The sequence below is a fragment of the Pseudomonas sp. H3_E07 genome, from assembly GCF_054668895.1.
The window spans coordinates 2,052,854-2,070,292 of sequence record NZ_CP162795.1; the positions used below are offsets into that span (position 1 = coordinate 2,052,854).

The following is a 17,439-nucleotide window of genomic DNA, read 5'->3' on the forward strand; positions in this document are numbered from 1 at the left end:
CGAACCGAGTCCCAGAACCCGGCGGGCCCGAAACGCTGCTGCAGTTGACCATGGAGTGTCCTATGCGCGTGTTGACGCCGATGTTAGTGCTTACCCTCAGTGCCTACGCACAGGCCGAGACCCTTCCCAACTTCCTCAACAGCAACGACACCATTCGCAACTTGCCAGTGCCCAACCTTCCCGCCGACGCCTATCGACCGGTCACGCCGCAAACCCAGGTGCCCGAAGCTCCGCCCACTCAGGGCCAGCCGCTGTTGATGGACACCAAGGTCACGATTCGCAAGCTGCAGATCGAGGGTGGCACCGTCTACCCGCTCGCCGAGACCGCCAAGGCCTACGAACCGTTGATTGGCCATGAGACCAACCTGGCGCAACTGATCGAAGCCACCCGTGGCATTACACGTCGTTACCAGCAAGACGGTTATCTGTTGTCCTACGCATTCCTGCCCCAGCAAGACTTCGAAAATGGCCTGGTGCGCGTGGTGCTGGTGGAAGGCTATATCAAGGACTACCAGCAAAGTGGCGATATCGGCTCGGTCTCGGCTTACGTCGACAAACTGGCCAATAAACTCCTGGCCGAACGCCCACTGACTCGCAAAACCTTCGAGCGCTACACCACGCTCATGGGCCGTATCCCCGGTGTCACCCTGCAAGCGCAAGTACCGCCGCCAGGCACTACCGACGGTGGCACACGCATGCAGATCACCGCCAGCCGCAAGCCCTTCACCAGCAGCATGAGCATGACCGATGACAACCGCGGTGGCCTGCAGGCCTTGCTCACTGGCACAAGCAACTCCCAAACCTCAATGGGCGAGCAGCTCAATATCAGCGGGCTGTTCCCACCTGGCGAAGATAAAGAGCACTACTACCGCGTGGGCTACAGCCAGTTCATCAATGCCGAAGGCACCCAGTTGGCGCTCGCCGCCGAACGCTACCGCGCCGACCCCAACGCCAACCTGCAACTGGACGGCGGCTTCGAGCTCAAGCCGCACCAGTCCATCGATCGCTACTCCATCGGCCTCAGCCACCCGCTGGTAGCCTCACCGACTGAGTCGCTGACCCTCGGTACGCGGCTCTACGCAGTGGACCAGACCACACGCTACAAACTCGTGGGTTACCCCCAACGTTTCGACATCGAAACCAACCTGCGTGCCCTGGCGTTCGAAGGTGACTGGCGCAAATCCGACACTCGCCAACTGCGTATCCTCAGCGCCGGCCTGTATCAGGGAATAAATGGCCTGGGCGCCAGGACCCACAGTGATTTTGAAGGGCTCAAGCCCGACCTGGACTTTTTCCGCCTGCGCCTGTCCGGCGTACAAAGCGACAAGTTCTTCGATAACTGGCAAGGCGTACTGTCGGGCGCGTTTTACTGGAGCAATGACACCCTGCCCGACAGCGAACGCGCCACGTTCGGCGGGCAGAACTTCGGTCGTGGCTACCCTGACGATCAAGGCTCCGGTGACAAGGGTTGGGGGGTGGCTTATGAGTTCAACTACAGCTACAACCGCGCCGGCGACTGGGTGAGGATTCTGCAGCCCTATGTCGTGTTCGACCGCGCCAAGAGCTGGTTCAACGATCTGCCAGTCAAGAGCAACGATATGTCATCGGCTGCCGTAGGGCTGCGCTTCGGGGACAACAAGTACTACAACATCGCCCTGGAAGCGGCCAAGCCGATGTCGGATATCGCGCTGGACAGCTTCAACCGGCGGCCACGGTACACGTTGAGCTTCAGTTATCAGCTCTGATCCCGCTCTGTAGGCGCCGGCCTGGCGCCTACAGCCTGGATTTCGGCAGGGGAAACAGGTTGTTCAGCGTATCAATCAACCGCACCAGGTAGATCGGCTTGCGAAACAAGTCCAGCACCTGCAAGCGCAGCATATCGCTCACGTCATCCATCTCGGCATGACCGGACATCACAATCACTGGCAGGTGAGAACGTGAGGTGTGCTCACGCAGGCGTTTGATCAAGGAGATGCCGCTTTCTTCGGGCATACGCAGGTCGGTGATGACCAGGGCAATATCGGGGTGGAGTGTCAATTCTTGCAGGGCGAAGGTGACGGAGGTGGCGGTGAAACAGACAAACCCCTCATTTTCAAGGGACTCGGCAAGTTCGATCAGGGCGTCCTCTTCGTCGTCCACCAAAAGAATTTGTTGGCGGTTAGGCGAAGAGGCGCTCATGGCTGTACCTGAACAGAAAGAACTTTGATAGGCGGTTTCCACATGTACAAAGGGGCGTTCACGTCGTCATTTTAGTCGCGACGCTATCGAAGATAGACTTGATCTTAGTTCCAAGCCCTGTACCGGCCCCCACGATCACCAGTGCAACCATTGCCACGATAATCGCGTACTCAATACCCGACGCGCCATCTTTACGTTGAAAAAAGAGTTGGGTCTGGACATACATCTTCAACATCAGCTCAAGGAACATGAGACTTCTCCCTAAAACGCCATTAAAAGCCGGAACGGCTCTACTACCAGATGATCGCGGCGTGCCATTAGAGCATTGTCAACAAACCTCGGGCTCACAACTGTAAGAACGGATTAATCACAAAGTATTAGTCGCAAAGTTGACGCAATCACCCCGGCCTTTAAACGGCTGCGCTTACAGTTCAGATAATTTTTTTCCGGGTTAATGGCATTTTGTCCTAGCTGAGCTACCTTCAAATAGCCAAATCGTTAGATGTTCATTACAGCCAGGTTGCGGATTAACCCGATTGGATTAAACGGGCATGCAGTGCAACGGGGAAAGGGAGAGCCGTCATGAACAGTCGCATCAGCATGGTCCTGGCCGGCTTGTTGCTGATTGGGGCATTGATCGCCGGGTACTGGGGGCTTGTATTGAGCCGCGCACCGGAGCCCGTCGCCGCCCCCGTTGCACCTGTCGTTTCCGTGGATAACACCGTCGCTGCCGTTGAAGACCAGACCCGCCAACCGGTGGTGGTGCTGGTGCACGAAGTGTCCGCCTTTACGCCACTGACCGCCGCTGACCTGGCCATAGAAAAACTGCGTACCGTACCCGCCGGCAGCCTGTCCCAGCTTGACCAAGCCATCGGTCGTATCCCCCTTCGCACCTTGGGGGCGGGCACTTGGCTCACCGAAGAAAGCTTCAGCAGCGGCGGTCCGCTCGCTCGCATGATTCGCCCGAACGAGCGGGCCCTGGCCGTGGCGGTGGATGAGGTGAGCGGCGCTGGAGGCCAATTGACCCCCGGCGACTACGTGGATGTATTGCTGTTCCTGCGCCAGGATGCCAGCAACGCCGAACAATCAGCCCAGATCGTCCTTCCAGCGATGCGCCTGCTCAGCGTTGGCGACCAGTTGGGCCTGGCCAACGATGGCACCCCCGCGGTGCCACCGCCGGCCACGGTCGAAGAACGCGCCCAGGCAGCACAACGTCGGGCCGCCGCGCGCACCGTGGTGCTGGCGGTGCCGGAGCCGCTATTGAGCCGCCTGATGCTCGCCGCCCAAGCAGGCACGTTGCGCCTGGCCGTACGCAGCGCCGAGGAGCAACTGCTCAGCCGCTACTGGGCCGGCGAAAGCGACGCATCACAAAGGCTGGAAAGCGCCAACCGCGACCTCTACCAATTCACGCAACTGGCCCTGACCGGGCCGCCCAAGCGAGTCACGTCCGCCGCAAGTGAGCCTGGCGTTCGGCGTGGCATTGAAGTCATTCGCGGTGCCCAGGCGGCTCCCCTCACCCCGTAATCGAACAAGGATGCCTTGAATGAGCCAGCGCTACGCACCCGTGTTCACGCAAATGGCCTGGGCCTTCCTGCTGTCGAGCCTGCCGTTCGGCATGGCCTTGGCGGCGCCAGGCAATTGCAGCGCCCTGGGTCAGTTGCCTGCCGTGGTCGAGGTAGGAGAAGGTCTGCAACAAGAGCTGCAATCGCCCGTGGCCATCACCCGGCTGGCCATCGGCGACCCAAAAATCGCCGATGTGCGCGTGAATGGCGACCGTAATTTCCTGCTGACCGGTGTCTCGTCCGGCGCCACCAGCCTGTTGGTGTGGACCGCCTGCGCCCGTTCACCGCGCCAGAGCATGGTGTTCGTCAAGGGCAAGGCCACGTCGGCGCTGACCAGCCTGTCGCTGTCGCCGTCGGAAGACCCTCTGCTGCCCAGCCAGGTGCAGACCGATATTCGCTTTGTCGAGGTCAGCCGTACCAAGCTCAAGGAAGCCAGCACCCGACTTTTGGGCTCAGGCACAAACTTTTTCTTCGGCAGCCCCAACCTGCTGTCCCCTTCGGAAGGCGTTTTCAAGCTGCCGGTAAGCACTGATGGCTTCAACGTCGGTTTCGGTGGCGGTCGGGTCAAAGCCATGATCAACGCGCTGGAGCGCAGTGGTTTCGCCTATACCCTGGCACGTCCCAGCCTGGTGGCCATGAGCGGCCAGAGTGCTTCCTTCCTGGCTGGCGGCGAGGTGCCGATCCCGGTGCCCAGCGCGGGCAGCGACACGATCTCCATCGAATACAAGGAGTTCGGCATTCGCCTGACGCTGACGCCGACAGTGATTGACCGCAACCGCATCTCCCTCAAGGTCGCACCCGAAGTCAGCGAGCTGGACTACAGCAACGCCGTGCAGATCCAAGGCATCCAGGTGCCGGCCCTGACGGTGCGCCGTACCGACACCAGCGTGTCCCTGGCCGATGGTGAAAGCTTTGTGATCAGCGGCCTGATCAGCAGCAACAACCGCTCCACCATCAACAAGTTTCCAGGGCTGGGCGATATCCCGATCCTCGGGGCGTTTTTCCGCGACTCCAATATCAGCCGCGAAGAAAAAGAGCTGTTGATGATCGTCACACCGCACCTGGTACAGCCATTGGCCGCCAACGCCCAACTGCCGTCCTTGCCCGGCGAAAAACTGCGCAGCTACGACCCGAACTGGTACCGGTTGTTTTTCCTGGAAAACGGCAATTTCGACCGCCGTAGTGGACTTTCCCAATGAGCGATAGCCTGAGCCAGACCTTTCTCGCCATCACCCGCAACACCACTGACCTGGAGTGGCTGCAGGGCGCCCTGGCGCCCCTTGGCCAGGTCGTGAGCGCCGGTACCGGCAGCCTGGACGAATTGCTCGCGCTGGTCGACGTCACCTTCGCCAACCTGGTATTCGTGGGCCTGGACCGTGAGAACCTCGTGGCCCAGAGCGCACTGATAGAAGGTGCCCTGGAGGCCAAGCCGATGCTCGCCGTGGTTGCCCTGGGCGATGGCATGGATAACCAGCTGGTCCTGAACGCCATGCGCGCCGGCGCCCGCGACTTCGTGGCCTACGGCTCACGTTCAAGCGAAGTGGCCGGCCTGGTGCGACGCCTAAGCAAGCGCTTGCCAGCCGTCGCCCACAGCGCGCAACTGGGCGGCCTGACCGTGCTGTTTGGCACCCAGAGCAATGCCGACGGAGCGATGCTGGCGACGCACCTGGCCTTGGTGGTGCAGAAAAGCGGGCAGCAAACGTTGCTGCTCGACCTGGGCCTGCCACGCAGTGACAGCCTGGCGCTGCTCGGCCTGGAAAGCACGTTCAATTTCGGCGACGCGCTGAGGCATTTGCGCCGCCTCGATTCCACCTTGATCAACAGCGCCTTCACCACAGCGCTGGACGGCTTGCGCATCCTGGCGTACGCCACCGGTGATGAACCGCTCAAACTGACCAGCGCCGCCGAATTGTTCATGCTGCTCAGCGCACTGCGCCAACATTTCCAGCACATCGTCGTGAACATTACCGGGCAGCCCGACAGCGAAGCGTTGCGCACCTTCGTCAGCCACTGCGACAAACTGCTGTGGTGCACCGACCAGAGCGTCCTGGACTGCCGGCGCAACCTCGCAGTGCTCAATCGCTGGCGCGAAAAAGGCATGAAGCTTGATCATGCCAAACTGGTGGTGGACCGCTACATCAAAGCCTGCGCACCGGACATCGAAGCCCTGGAAAAAAGCTTCGGTCTTGCGTGCATCGCCGTACTGCCCCTGAGCGCGGAATTGCGCCTTAATGTGAAAAACCAGGGCCAGCCCCTGTTTGCCCTGGCCCCACGCGAACCCCTGACCCAAGCCGTGCGCACGTTGGGTGAGCTCCTGGCTAAACGTTCCGAGGGGCTTGCAAAACCGTCAATGCGTTGGTTTGAACGCCTCCTGGGGTCAGGACAATGAACGGCGAAAAATTATTTGGCGGCCCCGCCCGCAGCGCAAGCGGCAGCACCGATAACGACGGCCTCAAACTGGTGTTGCATCGCTACATCATTGACGCCATCGAGGAGTCGGGCAAGAACCTGCTCGAAGGCACTCGCCAATCCCTGGCGCAATTTGTCATCGACAAGGTCTCCGAGTACATCACACGCATGCGCCTGGCGATTTCGCGCTATGAGATGGAACGCCTGGCCGAAGAAATCGTCGATGAACTCACCGGTTTCGGCCCGCTTGAGGTGTTGCTGCGTGACCCGTCGGTGACCGAGATCCTGGTCAACGGCCCACACCGGGTGTTTATCGAACGTGACGGCCTGCTGCACCAGAGTGACTTGCGTTTCATTGACGATCATCACGTCGAACGCGTGATGCAGCGCATCCTCGCACCGCTGGGCCGACGCCTGGACGAGTCCTCGCCGATGGTGGATGCGCGCTTGCCCGACGGCAGCCGGGTCAATGCGATCATCCCGCCGATTGCCCTGGATGGGCCCTGCCTGTCGATTCGAAAATTCCGCAAGGACATGCTCAAAAGCACCGACCTGGTCGCCATGCAAACCATCGATCAGAGCATCTTCGAGTTCTTCCAGGAGGCCGTGGGCAAGCGCTGCAATATCCTGATCAGCGGCGGCACCGGCACCGGCAAGACCACGTTGCTGAACATTCTCAGTCAGTTGATCAACCCCCACGAACGCCTGGTGACCATCGAAGACGTGGCCGAACTGCAGTTGGGTCATCCCCATGTAGTTCGCCTGGAGACCCGCCCGCCGAATGCCGAAGGCCACGGTGAGGTACGTTCCAGCGACCTGATCCGCAACGCCCTGCGGATGCGCCCCGATCGCATCATCCTGGGCGAGATCCGCGGTGTGGAGGTGCTCGATGTAATGACCGCAATGAACACCGGCCACGACGGTTCCATGAGCACCGTGCACGCCAACAATGCCCAGGATGCGTTGCTGCGCCTGGAAACCCTGGTGGGGCTGACTGGCCGGGTGATTGCGGAGAAAACCCTGCGCCAGATGATCTGCGCCGCGCTGGACGTGATCATCCAACTGACACGCATGCCCGATGGCCGTCGCTGTGTGAGCGAGGTGGTCGAAGTCGTGGGCGTGCGCGATGACGTGTATGTCACCAATACCCTGTTCCGCCTCGACCGGCGCACCGGCTTCGGTTTCCTGCGCGAAGCCCTCAACCCGGCCGGCGACAAACTGCGCCGCGAATCGACCTTGCAGTCATAGGGAGCGTTGGATGACAGGACCGGTGTTGTTGCTTATCTGCCTGCTGCTGATCGCCCTGTCGTTCTGGCAGTTTCACCATGGCCTGCGCAAGGCCCGGACGGACCGCGTGCTGGAACGGCTCGGCGACGGCCAGCCCGAGACCCAGGAACCGAGTACCACCTGGACCGGCCTTGAGCACATGTTCCAGCGCGCCGGGCTGGGCAAACCCACGGACCGCCTGGGCTTGTGGCTGAGCGCCTGGGTGGTCGGCGTGCTGCTGGGCTGGCTGCTCGCGGACGGGCTGGGCCTGATCGCGATGATCGTTGGGCCACCCCTGCTACTTCGCGTGTACATCAGTTGGCGTTATCAGCGCCGCGTGCAGCGTATGGTCGAGCAATTGCCGCAGTTGTTGGACCACAGCGTCCGTAGCCTCAAATCCGGCAGAACCCTGGCCGACTCCGTACTGGGGGGGATCGAGGGCGTCGAAGCGCCCCTCAAGGACGCCATGGGACGAGTGCAGCGCAACGTGCGCATGGGGGTGAGCCTGCCCGATTCAGTCAGCGATTTCGCCGAGTTCTACGAACAGGACGAATTCCGCCTGTTCGCACTTGGCCTGAAGGTCAATCACCGCTATGGCGGTAACGCCAGCGAGTTGCTGGAAAACCTGATCAAAATGATTCGCGAGCGGGAACAGGGCGCCCGTCAACTCAAGGCCATGACTGGCGAAACGCGCATGACCGCGTATGTGTTGGGCGGCTTGCCAGTGCTGATCGTGGGTTACTTCATGATGGTCAACCCCAGCTACTTGATGACCATGTGGAACGACGACACGGGGCGCATCATGCTGTTCAGCGCGCTGGCCATGGACCTGGGCGGCACCTTTGTCATGTGGCGCATGCTGAGGAGTGTCTGAGATGGCACTTCTGGCCTGCGCCTTGTTGCTCCTCGCCGCTGCGGTATTGGTGGGGGGCCAATTGCTCGAGAACCGCCGGCGCGAACGGCGAGTGGCGGAACGCTTGCAGGGGCGGATGGCCGGCGAAGACCGGCTCGGCAGCCTTATGCGCCAGCTGGGCGGCAGCGCCCTGGCACAGCGCTCGGTCAGTCTGGACAACGAGACGCAGACCCTGCTCAACCGGGTCGGTTGGCGCAAAGCCAGTCAGCGCTCGTTGTTCGCAGCCTTCCAGATCGGTACGCCTATCGTGTCACTGGGCCTGACCCTCCTCGGCCAGCAACTGCTCTTCCCCCACGCAACCCCGGTATGGATTGCCTCGATGTTTGCTTTGGGCATTGGCTACCTGCTGCCAAAACGTGTGCTGGCCGCTGCCGCCAAGCATCGCCAGCAGACCATCGCCAAAGAGGTCTCAACCTTCATTCCACTGCTGCGCATTCTGTTCGAGTCCGGCATGGCGGTTGAACAGTCGCTGCGCGTACTGAGCAACGAAGCCCAGCGCCTGCTTCCCGCGCTGACACACGAATTACGCTTGATCCTGGCACGGGTCGATTCCGGGCTGGAGCTTGGCGAAGAGCTGGGCAAGACCGCCCGTTTGCTGGAAGTGGATGAGTTCACCGACACCTGCATCATCCTCCAGCAGTTGATCCACCAGGGCGGCGGCGCGATGAAGTCCTTGCTGGCCCTCAAGCAGTTGCTTGACGACCGCCGCCTGACCCGCCTGCAGGAATACATCTCGAAGATGTCGGCCAAAATGTCGGTGGTGATGATGGTGTTTCTGTTCCCCGCTTTGCTGATTGTGCTTGGCGGCCCGGCCTTCATCGGCATCGCCCGCGCGTTGAGTCACTTTTGAGGAGACATTGATGAAAGTACTGATTGCCGGCCTGGCCCTGCTGATGCTCAGCGGCTGCGCCACCAATGGCCAATCACCCTGGGCAGCGTTGACCTCACCGGGCAGTTGCGCCAAGCCGAGTTCGGAGCAGGAACTGGCGCTCAACCTGTCCGATGATTTGGCCAACGAAGGCAAGTTGCACGCCAGCCTGGCCAACCTGCAAAGCCTGCCCGACGGCTTGCCCCAGGTGCGGCAACGCAAGGCCCGCACTTACCGCCTGCTCGGGCGCAGCGAAGCCGAACCGTTGTACCGCAGCCTGCTCGGCACCTGCATGACTGCCGAGGGCGAGCACGGCCTGGGGCAATTGGCGGCCGCCAAGGGCAACAACGCCCTGGCCATGACCCACCTGCAACGGGCGGCGCAGCTGGCGCCCACTGACGAAAAGATCCGCAATGACTTGGGCGTGGTGTACCTCAACCAATTGCGCTTGGAAGACGCGCGCTTTGAATTCATGACGGCCATCGAACTCAAGCAGGGCGACCCGTTGGCCGCCGTCAACCTGGTAACGCTGTTGATCTACCAAGACGACTGGGGGCAAGCGGCCAAGGTCGTCAGCCAGTTGGGGCTGAGCCGCGAGCAGTTCACCGATGCCCAGTCCCGCGCGGAAAAACTCAAGGGCGCTGGCGCGACGGTGCGCAAAGTAGCGGCGGTCCGCGATGCCCTGCCTGTGAGTCTCAAGTAAGGAGTGATCGATGAACGCACATTACCTGATCGGCCTGGCGCTGTTACCGCTGGCCGCAATGGCCATCGAACCGGGCCCGTCGTCCCCGCAGCAGGCGGAAACGGAAAACTGGATGGCCCTGCAGATCAACGGGCCGGTGGCTTCGCCGACGCCGCAAAGGGCCACACCCGCGGAACGGGAGCAGTCCTTGCAGCGGTGGCTGGACAGTTACAAGCACCCGATTCCCGAGTTCTTTGAACAGGATGTCGGCGGGAAATCGCCGGGCGGAGGGAGTAATAACTAGTGCGCCGTCACCCGCTGACGCATCGCCGAGTTGCTCGGTGAAAGGGCCAGCGCCAGTTGGGTGCGGTTATGCATATGGGTCAGGCGCAACACCTGGGACACGTATAGTTTGACCGTGTTTTCGGTGATCCCCAGTTCGCAAGCGATCTGGTAATTGGTCTGGCCTTTGCCTACCAGGCGCGCTACGTCCAACTGGCGCGGTGAGAGTTGGTTGAAGATAGTCGGAATCTCCACAGACCCGGCGTCTTCGGCGAGCAGCTCACCATCATCCGTCCCCCCCGCACCAGGGCTGCGGCGCACCTTGTCGAGATCCTGGTACAGGTCATTGATGGATTCCGAGAGGTATTGCAGCTTCTGGTTCAAGTGCCCCAGTTGCAGCTCTTTCTGCCGCTCTTCCAATGCCGCTTCCTGACGCTGGAGACCTTCAAGCAATTCGTCGAGGTTGATCGGCTTCTGGTAGTAATCCGAGATCCCCGTGCGCAGGGCCTTGATCACGTCCTGTTTGTCGGCCCGTCCGGTGAGCATGATCGCCTCAAACGCCCGAGCCTTACCGGCCACTTTTTGCATGGCTTGCACCAACTCGATGCCGTCCATGTCTGGCATATGCAGGTCGCACAACACCAGCCCGATTTCGGCGTCTTCGCTGAAGCGCTGCAACGCCTGCCGGCTGGAACCACACGGGACGCACCGGTAACCACTGCTTTCGAGAAATTCACAGAGCTCTTCCACAATCAAAGGTTGATCGTCGACGACGAGCACTTTTACCGCCGAGGTAAGCTTGTTCACGCGCTACTCCATGCCTGGCAAACCAAAAGATTGGCCTATCCTTTTGGCGAAGAATCCTACATATCTATGCAATAAACGTAGACCTACTTTCCGACTATGTACATAGCGATAGAAACCTTGTGCGATTAATGAATCCAAAGCCAATACAGCGCAAACCCGGTCAGTACAAAGGGGGCAAAAGGCTGCTTGGTTGACGCTGCAGTAAACCCATTGTGCGGACGCGCCCTAAGCCGTTGACGGATAAGCACCCAGCCACCTTGGAACACCGCAGCACCGATCAAAGACCACAACAACGCATCCCACGTACTGGCCAGGGCCAGGGCGGCCAGCAGCTTCACGTCCCCGGCGCCAAAACGGCCCAGCGCATAGCCGGGCAAGGTCAGCAGCAGCGCCACGGCAAAGGCCCAGCCCCCCTCACTGGCGGGCGCTCCCAGCCAGGTAGCGCCGTTCCACACCAAGTAAGCCAACGCCAGCAGCGCCACCCCCAGGGTCAAGCCATTGGCGATTTGCCGTTGACGCATATCCTGCAATGCACAGAGCCCCAGCCAGACCAGTATCACCACGCCATGGATCACGTAAAAAACATCCCTTTTCGCTGATTGATTCTATGCTGATATCAAGTAGTAGCCGTCAGGGTAGACTCAGTCATGAAAACAGGCCTGCCTAGAAAGCAAAAAGGTGCGGCGGCGATTGAGTTCGCCCTGGTCTTCGGGATCTTTTTTGCGGTGTTCTATGGGTTGATCAGCTACAGCCTGCCGCTGCTGTTGATGCAGTCGTTCAACCAGGCTGCGGCGGAGGGAGTGCGCCAGGCCTTGTCCGTGGACCCGGTGGCCGCCGGCACCGCTTACTCCACCCAGGTCAAAGACCGCGCCAAAACCACGGTGATCAACCAATTGAACTGGATCCCGTCCAGCTTTCAGTTCTCCTCCAGCTTCATTACCACCACCTACGACGGCACCACGCTGACCGTGGAGATCACCTACCCCACCACCAACCTTTACTCTGTATTCCCGGCACTGGTGGTACCGGGCATAGGCCCCGTCCCAAATCTGCCGGCCAACTTGACCGCCCGTTCGAGTCTCAAGTTTTGACCTCTGGAGACAAGCTCTTCGGGCGCCTGCTCGGCCGCACCAGCGCCCCGCACCTCGATACGCCCGGCGTGCCCATCCCCGGGCTGCACTTGCGCCTGGATCCTCAAGGACACGTGTTGAGCGTTGGCGGCACGCTGAGCCCGCAACTGACGCCCTACAGGGTGGGCGACCCGCGCCCGCTGCTGCGTGAACTGCTGTGCGCCAGCAGCGCCCTGAGCATTGAAGGCAGCCCGGCTGATTGGCAACACCAAAGCCTGGACCTGGACTTCCAGGGCGCTACCGGCCAAGTGCTGCACACGCGTGGCTGGATCGAACCCGAGGAGGACGGCTGGTACCTGCGCCTGCAGGACGTTGGCGACTTGCTGGCCGGCAGGCAACTGGCCCAGCACCGCGAGCAGAACCATCAACTGGCCTGCCAGATGAGCGAGCAATTGCGGGTGTGCAGCCTGACCCGCCTGCCCGAGGTGCTCAACGAGCACCTGCGCAGCCTCGCCCAGCGCTGGCGAATCCCCTGTGTGGCCCTGGCGTTGCTCGATGCAGATGACCAGGGTTGGCGGGTCTACAACCAGTATGCGGCCCACGACGCCCCGGCCCTGTGGCAGGCCGGCCAGCACCTGGGCACCAGCCTGGACAGTGCCAGCGGCAACACGCCACTGAGCCTGGCCCAAGGGCGCGACGACAACCCGCGACTGCACAGCATTTTCGGCAACTCTGATGGGTTCCTGGTGCCCTACCGTGACAGCCAGGGTGTCGCCGCCTGGTTGCTCTGCGGCTTCTACAGTGGCCAACAACACACCAGCGAGCGGGACTGGCTGAACCTCACGGCCGCCCTCGCCGCCCCACTGCTGAGCCGCTTGCGTGAACAACGCTACCACCAACAGCTCGAACGCACGGAAGCCCTGCAAGGTTTACTCGGCACCGGCTGGTGGGAACTGCTGCCAGCCACTCAGGAGATCCAGCTCGCCCCGCAATTGCTGCACAGCCTCAGCCTGGAAGACAGCCCGACCCGCCAGGCGTTGAGTCAGTGGCTGGCGCTGATCCACCCCGCCGATCGCCAGGCACTCACCAGCCGCCTGCACGACCTGCAAGCCCTGGGTAAACCGCTGCTGACCAGCGTACGCCTGCAACGCAGCGACGCCGAACAAAAGCCCCTCTGGTATCGCGTGCAAGGCCAAGTGCTGGGGGTCGGTGATAACCGCCGCTGGATCGGCTTCATGCTCGACATCAGCGACATCAAGAACCAGCAACTGCAAGCCGCCGCCGCCCATGCGCGCCTCGATAACCTCATCGCCAGTTCCCCCGCGGTGATCTATGTGCAGCGCTACGTCAGCGGCGCCCTGCACCCGGCGTTTTTCAGCGACAGTCTGTTGCCACTGCTGGGCTGGACCTTGGCCGACTGCAACCACGACAGCCTGGCATCGCTGATCCACCCGCAGGACCGTGAGCTGTACTTCGAGCGCAGTCGCCAGCTATTGCGCGAGGGTAGCGTGCGCAGTCGCTACCGCCTGCGCGACAAACAGGGCCATTACCACTGGCTGCTGGATGAAGCCAAGTTGCTGCGTGATGACCTTGGACTGCCGCTGGAAGCCGTCGGGCTCTGGCTGGATGTCACCGACGCAACCTTGGCCGCCGAGCACATCAAACAAAGCGAAGAGCGCTACCGCATCCTGGTCGAGGACTCCCCGGCGATGATCTGCCGCTACCGCCCGGACCTGACCCTGACGTTCGGCAACACACCGCTGGCCAACTACCTGGAATGCCCACCCGAGCAACTGCCAGGACTGAACCTGGGGGATTGGCTGTCGGACGAACAGCGCCAGGCCTTTGCGCACCGCATCGGCCAGTTGAGTCCTGAATTCCCGGTCAGCACCGCCGAAATCAGCCTGGAACTGCCCGGGCGCGAACATGCCTGGTGGGTGTGGTCGGACCGGGGCGTGTTCGACGAGCAGGGCGCTCTGGTGGAAGTACAAGCCGTGGGCCGCGACAACACCGAAGTGCGCCGCTCCCAACAGCAACTGACCCAAAGCGCCAAGATGGCCACCCTCGGCGAAATGGCCACGGGCCTCGCCCATGAGATCAACCAGCCCTTGAATGTGATGCGCATGGCTATCGTCAATGTGCTCAAACGCCTGAGCAACGGCGATGCGCAAATCGACTACCTCACCGAAAAACTCCAACGCATCGACACCCAGGTGCAGCGCGCAGCGCGCGTGGTCGACCATATGCGCGTGTTCGGCCGCCGCTCGGAAATCGAACAACAGCCCTTCGACCCGTCGCAGGCGGTGGAAGGCACCCTGTCGCTGCTCGGTGACGGCTTGCGCGGCAAAGGTGTGGACGTGCGCATCACGCCGGCGGATTTTACGGTGCAGGTCAAAGGTCACGTCGACCAGTTGGAGCAAGTGCTGATCAACCTGATGGTCAATGCCCGTGATGCGCTGTTGAGCAAGCGGCAAAAAGACCCTGAGTTCCGCCCCTGGATCGCGGTGCACTGCGAGCATGACAGCCGGCATGTGCGGATCTGGGTGGAGGACAACGGTGACGGCATAGACCCACGGTTACTGGAGCGGATTTTCGAACCGTTCTTCACCACCAAGCCGATTGGCGTGGGCACGGGGCTGGGGTTGTCGGTGAGCTACGGGATTGTGGAAAACATGGGCGGACGCTTGAGCGTCGCCAATGCAGAGCAAGGCGCGAGGTTTTGTGTGGAGTTGCCGATCAGCTAGATCACCAGGTAGGCGCGGCCCATGTGACAACTGAGGTTGGCGCCGACTTCGGCGTTGCCGAGGCTGATGCCCAACGCCGAGAGCAGTGTGTTGACGATGGGGTCGAGTATCGGCGCCAGGACGTTTTGGACAAGGCCGACCACCGAGCTGATGATGGTCGCCAGCGCATTGGTAACGGTGCCGTTCGCCGGGTTGGGTGTGCTGCCGCTTGGCGGTACGTAGGTGACCTGCAGACCGTTCAGGGTATTTCCCAGGCTGAACAGGATATCGGCAGTGCCGGGTGGGCTTTTGTAGATCGTTGCCGCGTTGATGTCATTTACCGGAGAAAACACCAACGTATTGGTTTGCGCGCCTACGGTGGACAACGCTCTCAGATTCAAGCCGCCGCCGACGCCGGCAGTACGCGGACCGCACACCAATGTCAGCAGGCAAAAGCGCTGGCCAAAATCAATCAGCCGCACCGGCTGCACATTGACCGCCGCAGACGATGAAAAGGCCGACACCGGCTCAACGTAACCAACGCCCAAGGTGGCGAGTGAAGTGGTGGCTCGCACCGTCAACGACTTAGTGGCCGGCGTGGCGCAATTGAAGTCTGTCACGTGGCTCTCTGCACTGGCCGCCTCGATATAGATGGATAAGGTCTGGTTGATATCCACGTCAGCGACATTACAGCCCACTAAGCACACGACACCGGCCACCACATCGAGAAGATTCAAGTTCAACAAACCACCGACCACCTTGGATACCGGCGTCGCCAGCCCGGTCAGAATCGATGTAACCCCAGACACTGCCTTGATGATCGGCGCGTCAATCTTGACCAACGTGCGTACCTGGGCAGTTCGCACAACAATCTGATCCGTCGGCGGATTATTCAAAAGCCCCGCCTTGGCCTTTGCCGGATTGCCAATCGCCGACAGTTGCGGTGGCTCGATGACTTTGGTCTGGATCGAGACGGTGCCTACCAGCGGAATATTCACCTGGGCTGCGGCACTGACCGCACTTTTGCTACTGGAGAGTTGCGCCACGGTCTCCAGCAACTGAAACAACTGCACACTGGTGTTCAAGGCCGCCGCCGGCGTTCCGGTAGCGACTTTCAGCAAGTCTCCAACCTTTAGAAGCTGGGTATTCGGCGCGATGGCCTTCACTGTAATCAAATCGTTGATGACCGCCGTGGCGACCGCGCCGTTTTTTTGCAGGACCTTCACGGCGGCGTCGAGCAACTGGCTGGCGGATACGGCGGTGCTCAGCAGCGCATCGTAGTCACCCGCCTTTACGTTCAATTCAATCGCCAACTGATCCAGATAGCTGAGCAGGTTCACGTTCGTCGTCAACAGCCCGTTCCAGCCCGCGGCCGTCAGCGACAGGCTACCGCCCAACAGATTGCCGATGACCATGTTCAAGAGTGGAGAGTTACCCGAGTTCACCGATGCCAGAGCGGTGCGGATCGTCAGCTGCGCCACAGGCGGTGCAGAAGCCGCCACCGCCGTTGCAGTCAGGACGGTTTGCGCCGCCACAGGCGCGCCGCCAAACAGGCTCCAGATTCCACTGGCGATACTCGCCATCACGGTGCGGGTCGCGACCACGCGCACGGCGTCGTTTTTGGTGGCGTCTGCGGTAAACACACGGATATTGCTGGCATTGCTGGCCAATGTGCCGCAGGTCACGGCCAGCCCACGGCTGCTGTCGCCGGCGACCACGGTGAAGCCGTTGCGGGCGGCGTTTTCCTTGGCATAGTCATTCGCGGTGGTGGTGGGCGTGCACAGGCCGCCACGGCTGGCGGCTTCGAGGGCCGAGGTGTCGGCGATAGATTGCAACTTGCGCTTTTCCAGGTAGAGGCGACCGCTGTCCACCGCCAGCAACATAAACACCAAGGCCACCGCCAGGGTGCCCGCTGCCATCAGGCCAATCGCACCACGCTGACTGGAACCAAGTCGGGGAGACATCAGGCACTCCTTAGCGCTTACTCTCCTTAGTTGGTGTTGAGTGTAGACAAGGGCTGGCCAGTCGCCAGATGAATGACTGACAGAGATTTATTGGCTGACCTCGTTCCAATGTGGGAGCGGGCTTGCTCGCTCCCACATTGAATCTGTGCCGGGTTTTAGCGGGGTGGGTAGCTGGAGAGGACGCGAGTGACGGTGCTGCGAATGGCCTTGTCACGATCCTGGGGATTGGGCGAGGCGGCCATTATCTGTTCGTCGCTGCCGCGCCACACCAACTTGCCATCCTTGCCGTCGAGCAGGTCGATCTGGAGGGTGGCGACTTTGTAGCTGATGTTGCGCGTTTCGTTGTACATCGGCGCGCCCCAATAGCCATTCCATGGGCCGCCCCAGGCGCCGCCGTAATTGGTGGTGACTTGTTGCTGGCGGTCTTCGACGATCAGGTAGGCCTGCACGTTCACGTCAGCCTTGCTACCCGGCGCCGCTGGGCGCAGGCCGCGCTGGTCGAGTTGTTCGCCCACCGCCTGGCGGATGCGCTGTTCGGTGAGGTCGCTCTTGATGCGTGGGTCATCCGGGCGGTATTGCAGGGCCGGGTCTTTCCAGGCCCAGCTGCGGTAGGCGCCGAAATCCCGGCTGGGGTCAAAATCGTGGTTGACCTGGCTGGTCTGGCAACCGCCCAGCAGCACTGCAACTGCAAGCGTAGCGATACGACGAAACATGA

17 protein-coding genes are annotated in these 17,439 nt (G+C 61.3%); 11 read left to right on the top strand and 6 right to left on the bottom strand.

Features of this window, described 5'->3' with window-relative positions:
- Window positions 1–62 precede the first annotated feature (62 nt).
- Complete coding sequence (locus AB4O08_RS09435; RefSeq protein ID WP_010213441.1) at window positions 63–1,745, top strand: ShlB/FhaC/HecB family hemolysin secretion/activation protein; 1,683 nt, start codon at window positions 63–65, stop codon at window positions 1,743–1,745.
- A gap of 28 nt (window positions 1,746–1,773) precedes the next feature.
- Here AB4O08_RS09435 and AB4O08_RS09440 read toward each other — a convergent pair whose 3' ends face one another.
- Both AB4O08_RS09440 and AB4O08_RS09445 read right to left on the bottom strand, forming a co-directional pair.
- Window positions 1,774–2,178 (bottom strand): response regulator, encoded by a 405-nt coding sequence (locus tag AB4O08_RS09440; protein WP_010213443.1) that lies wholly within the window; start codon window positions 2,176–2,178, stop codon window positions 1,774–1,776.
- Between the two features lie 58 nt (window positions 2,179–2,236).
- The gene (locus AB4O08_RS09445; RefSeq protein WP_021493201.1) at window positions 2,237–2,428 is read right to left on the bottom strand and encodes a Flp family type IVb pilin; all 192 of its coding nucleotides are present in this window, start codon (window positions 2,426–2,428) and stop codon (window positions 2,237–2,239) included.
- A 332-nt stretch (window positions 2,429–2,760) separates the two neighbouring features.
- Between AB4O08_RS09445 and cpaB the strand changes: the two genes are divergently transcribed.
- Genes cpaB through AB4O08_RS09485 form a run of 8 tightly spaced genes read left to right on the top strand, consistent with a single transcriptional unit; the run spans window position 2,761 to window position 10,182 of the window.
- Window positions 2,761–3,702 (top strand): Flp pilus assembly protein CpaB, encoded by a 942-nt coding sequence (cpaB, locus tag AB4O08_RS09450; RefSeq protein ID WP_021493202.1) that lies wholly within the window; start codon window positions 2,761–2,763, stop codon window positions 3,700–3,702.
- Window positions 3,703–3,721: 19 nt separating this feature from the next.
- Entirely contained in the window at window positions 3,722–4,939 is a 1,218-nt protein-coding gene (locus AB4O08_RS09455; RefSeq protein ID WP_460114828.1) for a type II and III secretion system protein family protein, read from the top strand.
- Complete coding sequence (locus tag AB4O08_RS09460) at window positions 4,936–6,129, top strand: hypothetical protein (RefSeq protein WP_010213447.1); 1,194 nt, start codon at window positions 4,936–4,938, stop codon at window positions 6,127–6,129. The genes AB4O08_RS09455 and AB4O08_RS09460 overlap by 4 nt, the downstream gene beginning before the upstream one ends.
- On the top strand, window positions 6,126–7,397 hold the full coding sequence (locus AB4O08_RS09465) for a CpaF family protein (protein ID WP_010213448.1): 1,272 nt from the start codon (window positions 6,126–6,128) through the stop codon (window positions 7,395–7,397). Before AB4O08_RS09460 ends, AB4O08_RS09465 begins: the two co-directional genes overlap by 4 nt.
- Before the next feature lie 10 nt (window positions 7,398–7,407).
- The gene (locus AB4O08_RS09470; protein WP_010213449.1) at window positions 7,408–8,289 is read left to right on the top strand and encodes a type II secretion system F family protein; all 882 of its coding nucleotides are present in this window, start codon (window positions 7,408–7,410) and stop codon (window positions 8,287–8,289) included.
- Between the two features lies 1 nt (window position 8,290).
- Entirely contained in the window at window positions 8,291–9,178 is an 888-nt protein-coding gene (locus tag AB4O08_RS09475) for a type II secretion system F family protein (RefSeq protein ID WP_010213450.1), read from the top strand.
- 10 nt (window positions 9,179–9,188) lie between these two features.
- The gene (locus AB4O08_RS09480) at window positions 9,189–9,899 is read left to right on the top strand and encodes a tetratricopeptide repeat protein (RefSeq protein WP_183702807.1); all 711 of its coding nucleotides are present in this window, start codon (window positions 9,189–9,191) and stop codon (window positions 9,897–9,899) included.
- 10 nt (window positions 9,900–9,909) lie between these two features.
- On the top strand, window positions 9,910–10,182 hold the full coding sequence (locus AB4O08_RS09485) for a DUF3613 domain-containing protein (RefSeq protein WP_010213452.1): 273 nt from the start codon (window positions 9,910–9,912) through the stop codon (window positions 10,180–10,182).
- On the opposite strand, the gene AB4O08_RS09490 is transcribed toward AB4O08_RS09485, so the two are convergent.
- Both AB4O08_RS09490 and AB4O08_RS09495 read right to left on the bottom strand, forming a co-directional pair.
- Window positions 10,179–10,967, bottom strand: a complete 789-nt coding sequence (locus AB4O08_RS09490; RefSeq protein WP_460114829.1) for a response regulator transcription factor — start codon at window positions 10,965–10,967, stop codon at window positions 10,179–10,181. The two genes, AB4O08_RS09485 and AB4O08_RS09490, sit on opposite strands and share 4 nt — an antisense overlap.
- A gap of 125 nt (window positions 10,968–11,092) precedes the next feature.
- Window positions 11,093–11,542 (bottom strand): prepilin peptidase, encoded by a 450-nt coding sequence (locus tag AB4O08_RS09495; protein ID WP_460114830.1) that lies wholly within the window; start codon window positions 11,540–11,542, stop codon window positions 11,093–11,095.
- Between the two features lie 72 nt (window positions 11,543–11,614).
- Between AB4O08_RS09495 and AB4O08_RS09500 the strand changes: the two genes are divergently transcribed.
- A complete protein-coding gene (locus tag AB4O08_RS09500; RefSeq protein ID WP_042570895.1) occupies window positions 11,615–12,058 on the top strand; it encodes a TadE/TadG family type IV pilus assembly protein in 444 nt (147 codons plus the stop codon).
- Window positions 12,055–14,781 carry a PAS domain-containing sensor histidine kinase gene (locus AB4O08_RS09505; protein WP_021493206.1) on the top strand — a complete coding sequence of 909 codons (2,727 nt, stop codon included), beginning with the start codon at window positions 12,055–12,057 and terminating at the stop codon, window positions 14,779–14,781. The genes AB4O08_RS09500 and AB4O08_RS09505 overlap by 4 nt, the downstream gene beginning before the upstream one ends.
- On the opposite strand, the gene AB4O08_RS09510 is transcribed toward AB4O08_RS09505, so the two are convergent.
- The gene (locus AB4O08_RS09510) at window positions 14,778–16,724 is read right to left on the bottom strand and encodes a pilus assembly protein TadG-related protein (RefSeq protein ID WP_045791339.1); all 1,947 of its coding nucleotides are present in this window, start codon (window positions 16,722–16,724) and stop codon (window positions 14,778–14,780) included. The two genes, AB4O08_RS09505 and AB4O08_RS09510, sit on opposite strands and share 4 nt — an antisense overlap.
- 155 nt (window positions 16,725–16,879) lie before the next feature.
- Window positions 16,880–17,437: a DUF4136 domain-containing protein gene (locus tag AB4O08_RS09515; RefSeq protein WP_010213466.1), complete on the bottom strand. Its 558-nt coding sequence runs from the start codon at window positions 17,435–17,437 to the stop codon at window positions 16,880–16,882.
- Window positions 17,438–17,439: the final 2 nt, after the last annotated feature.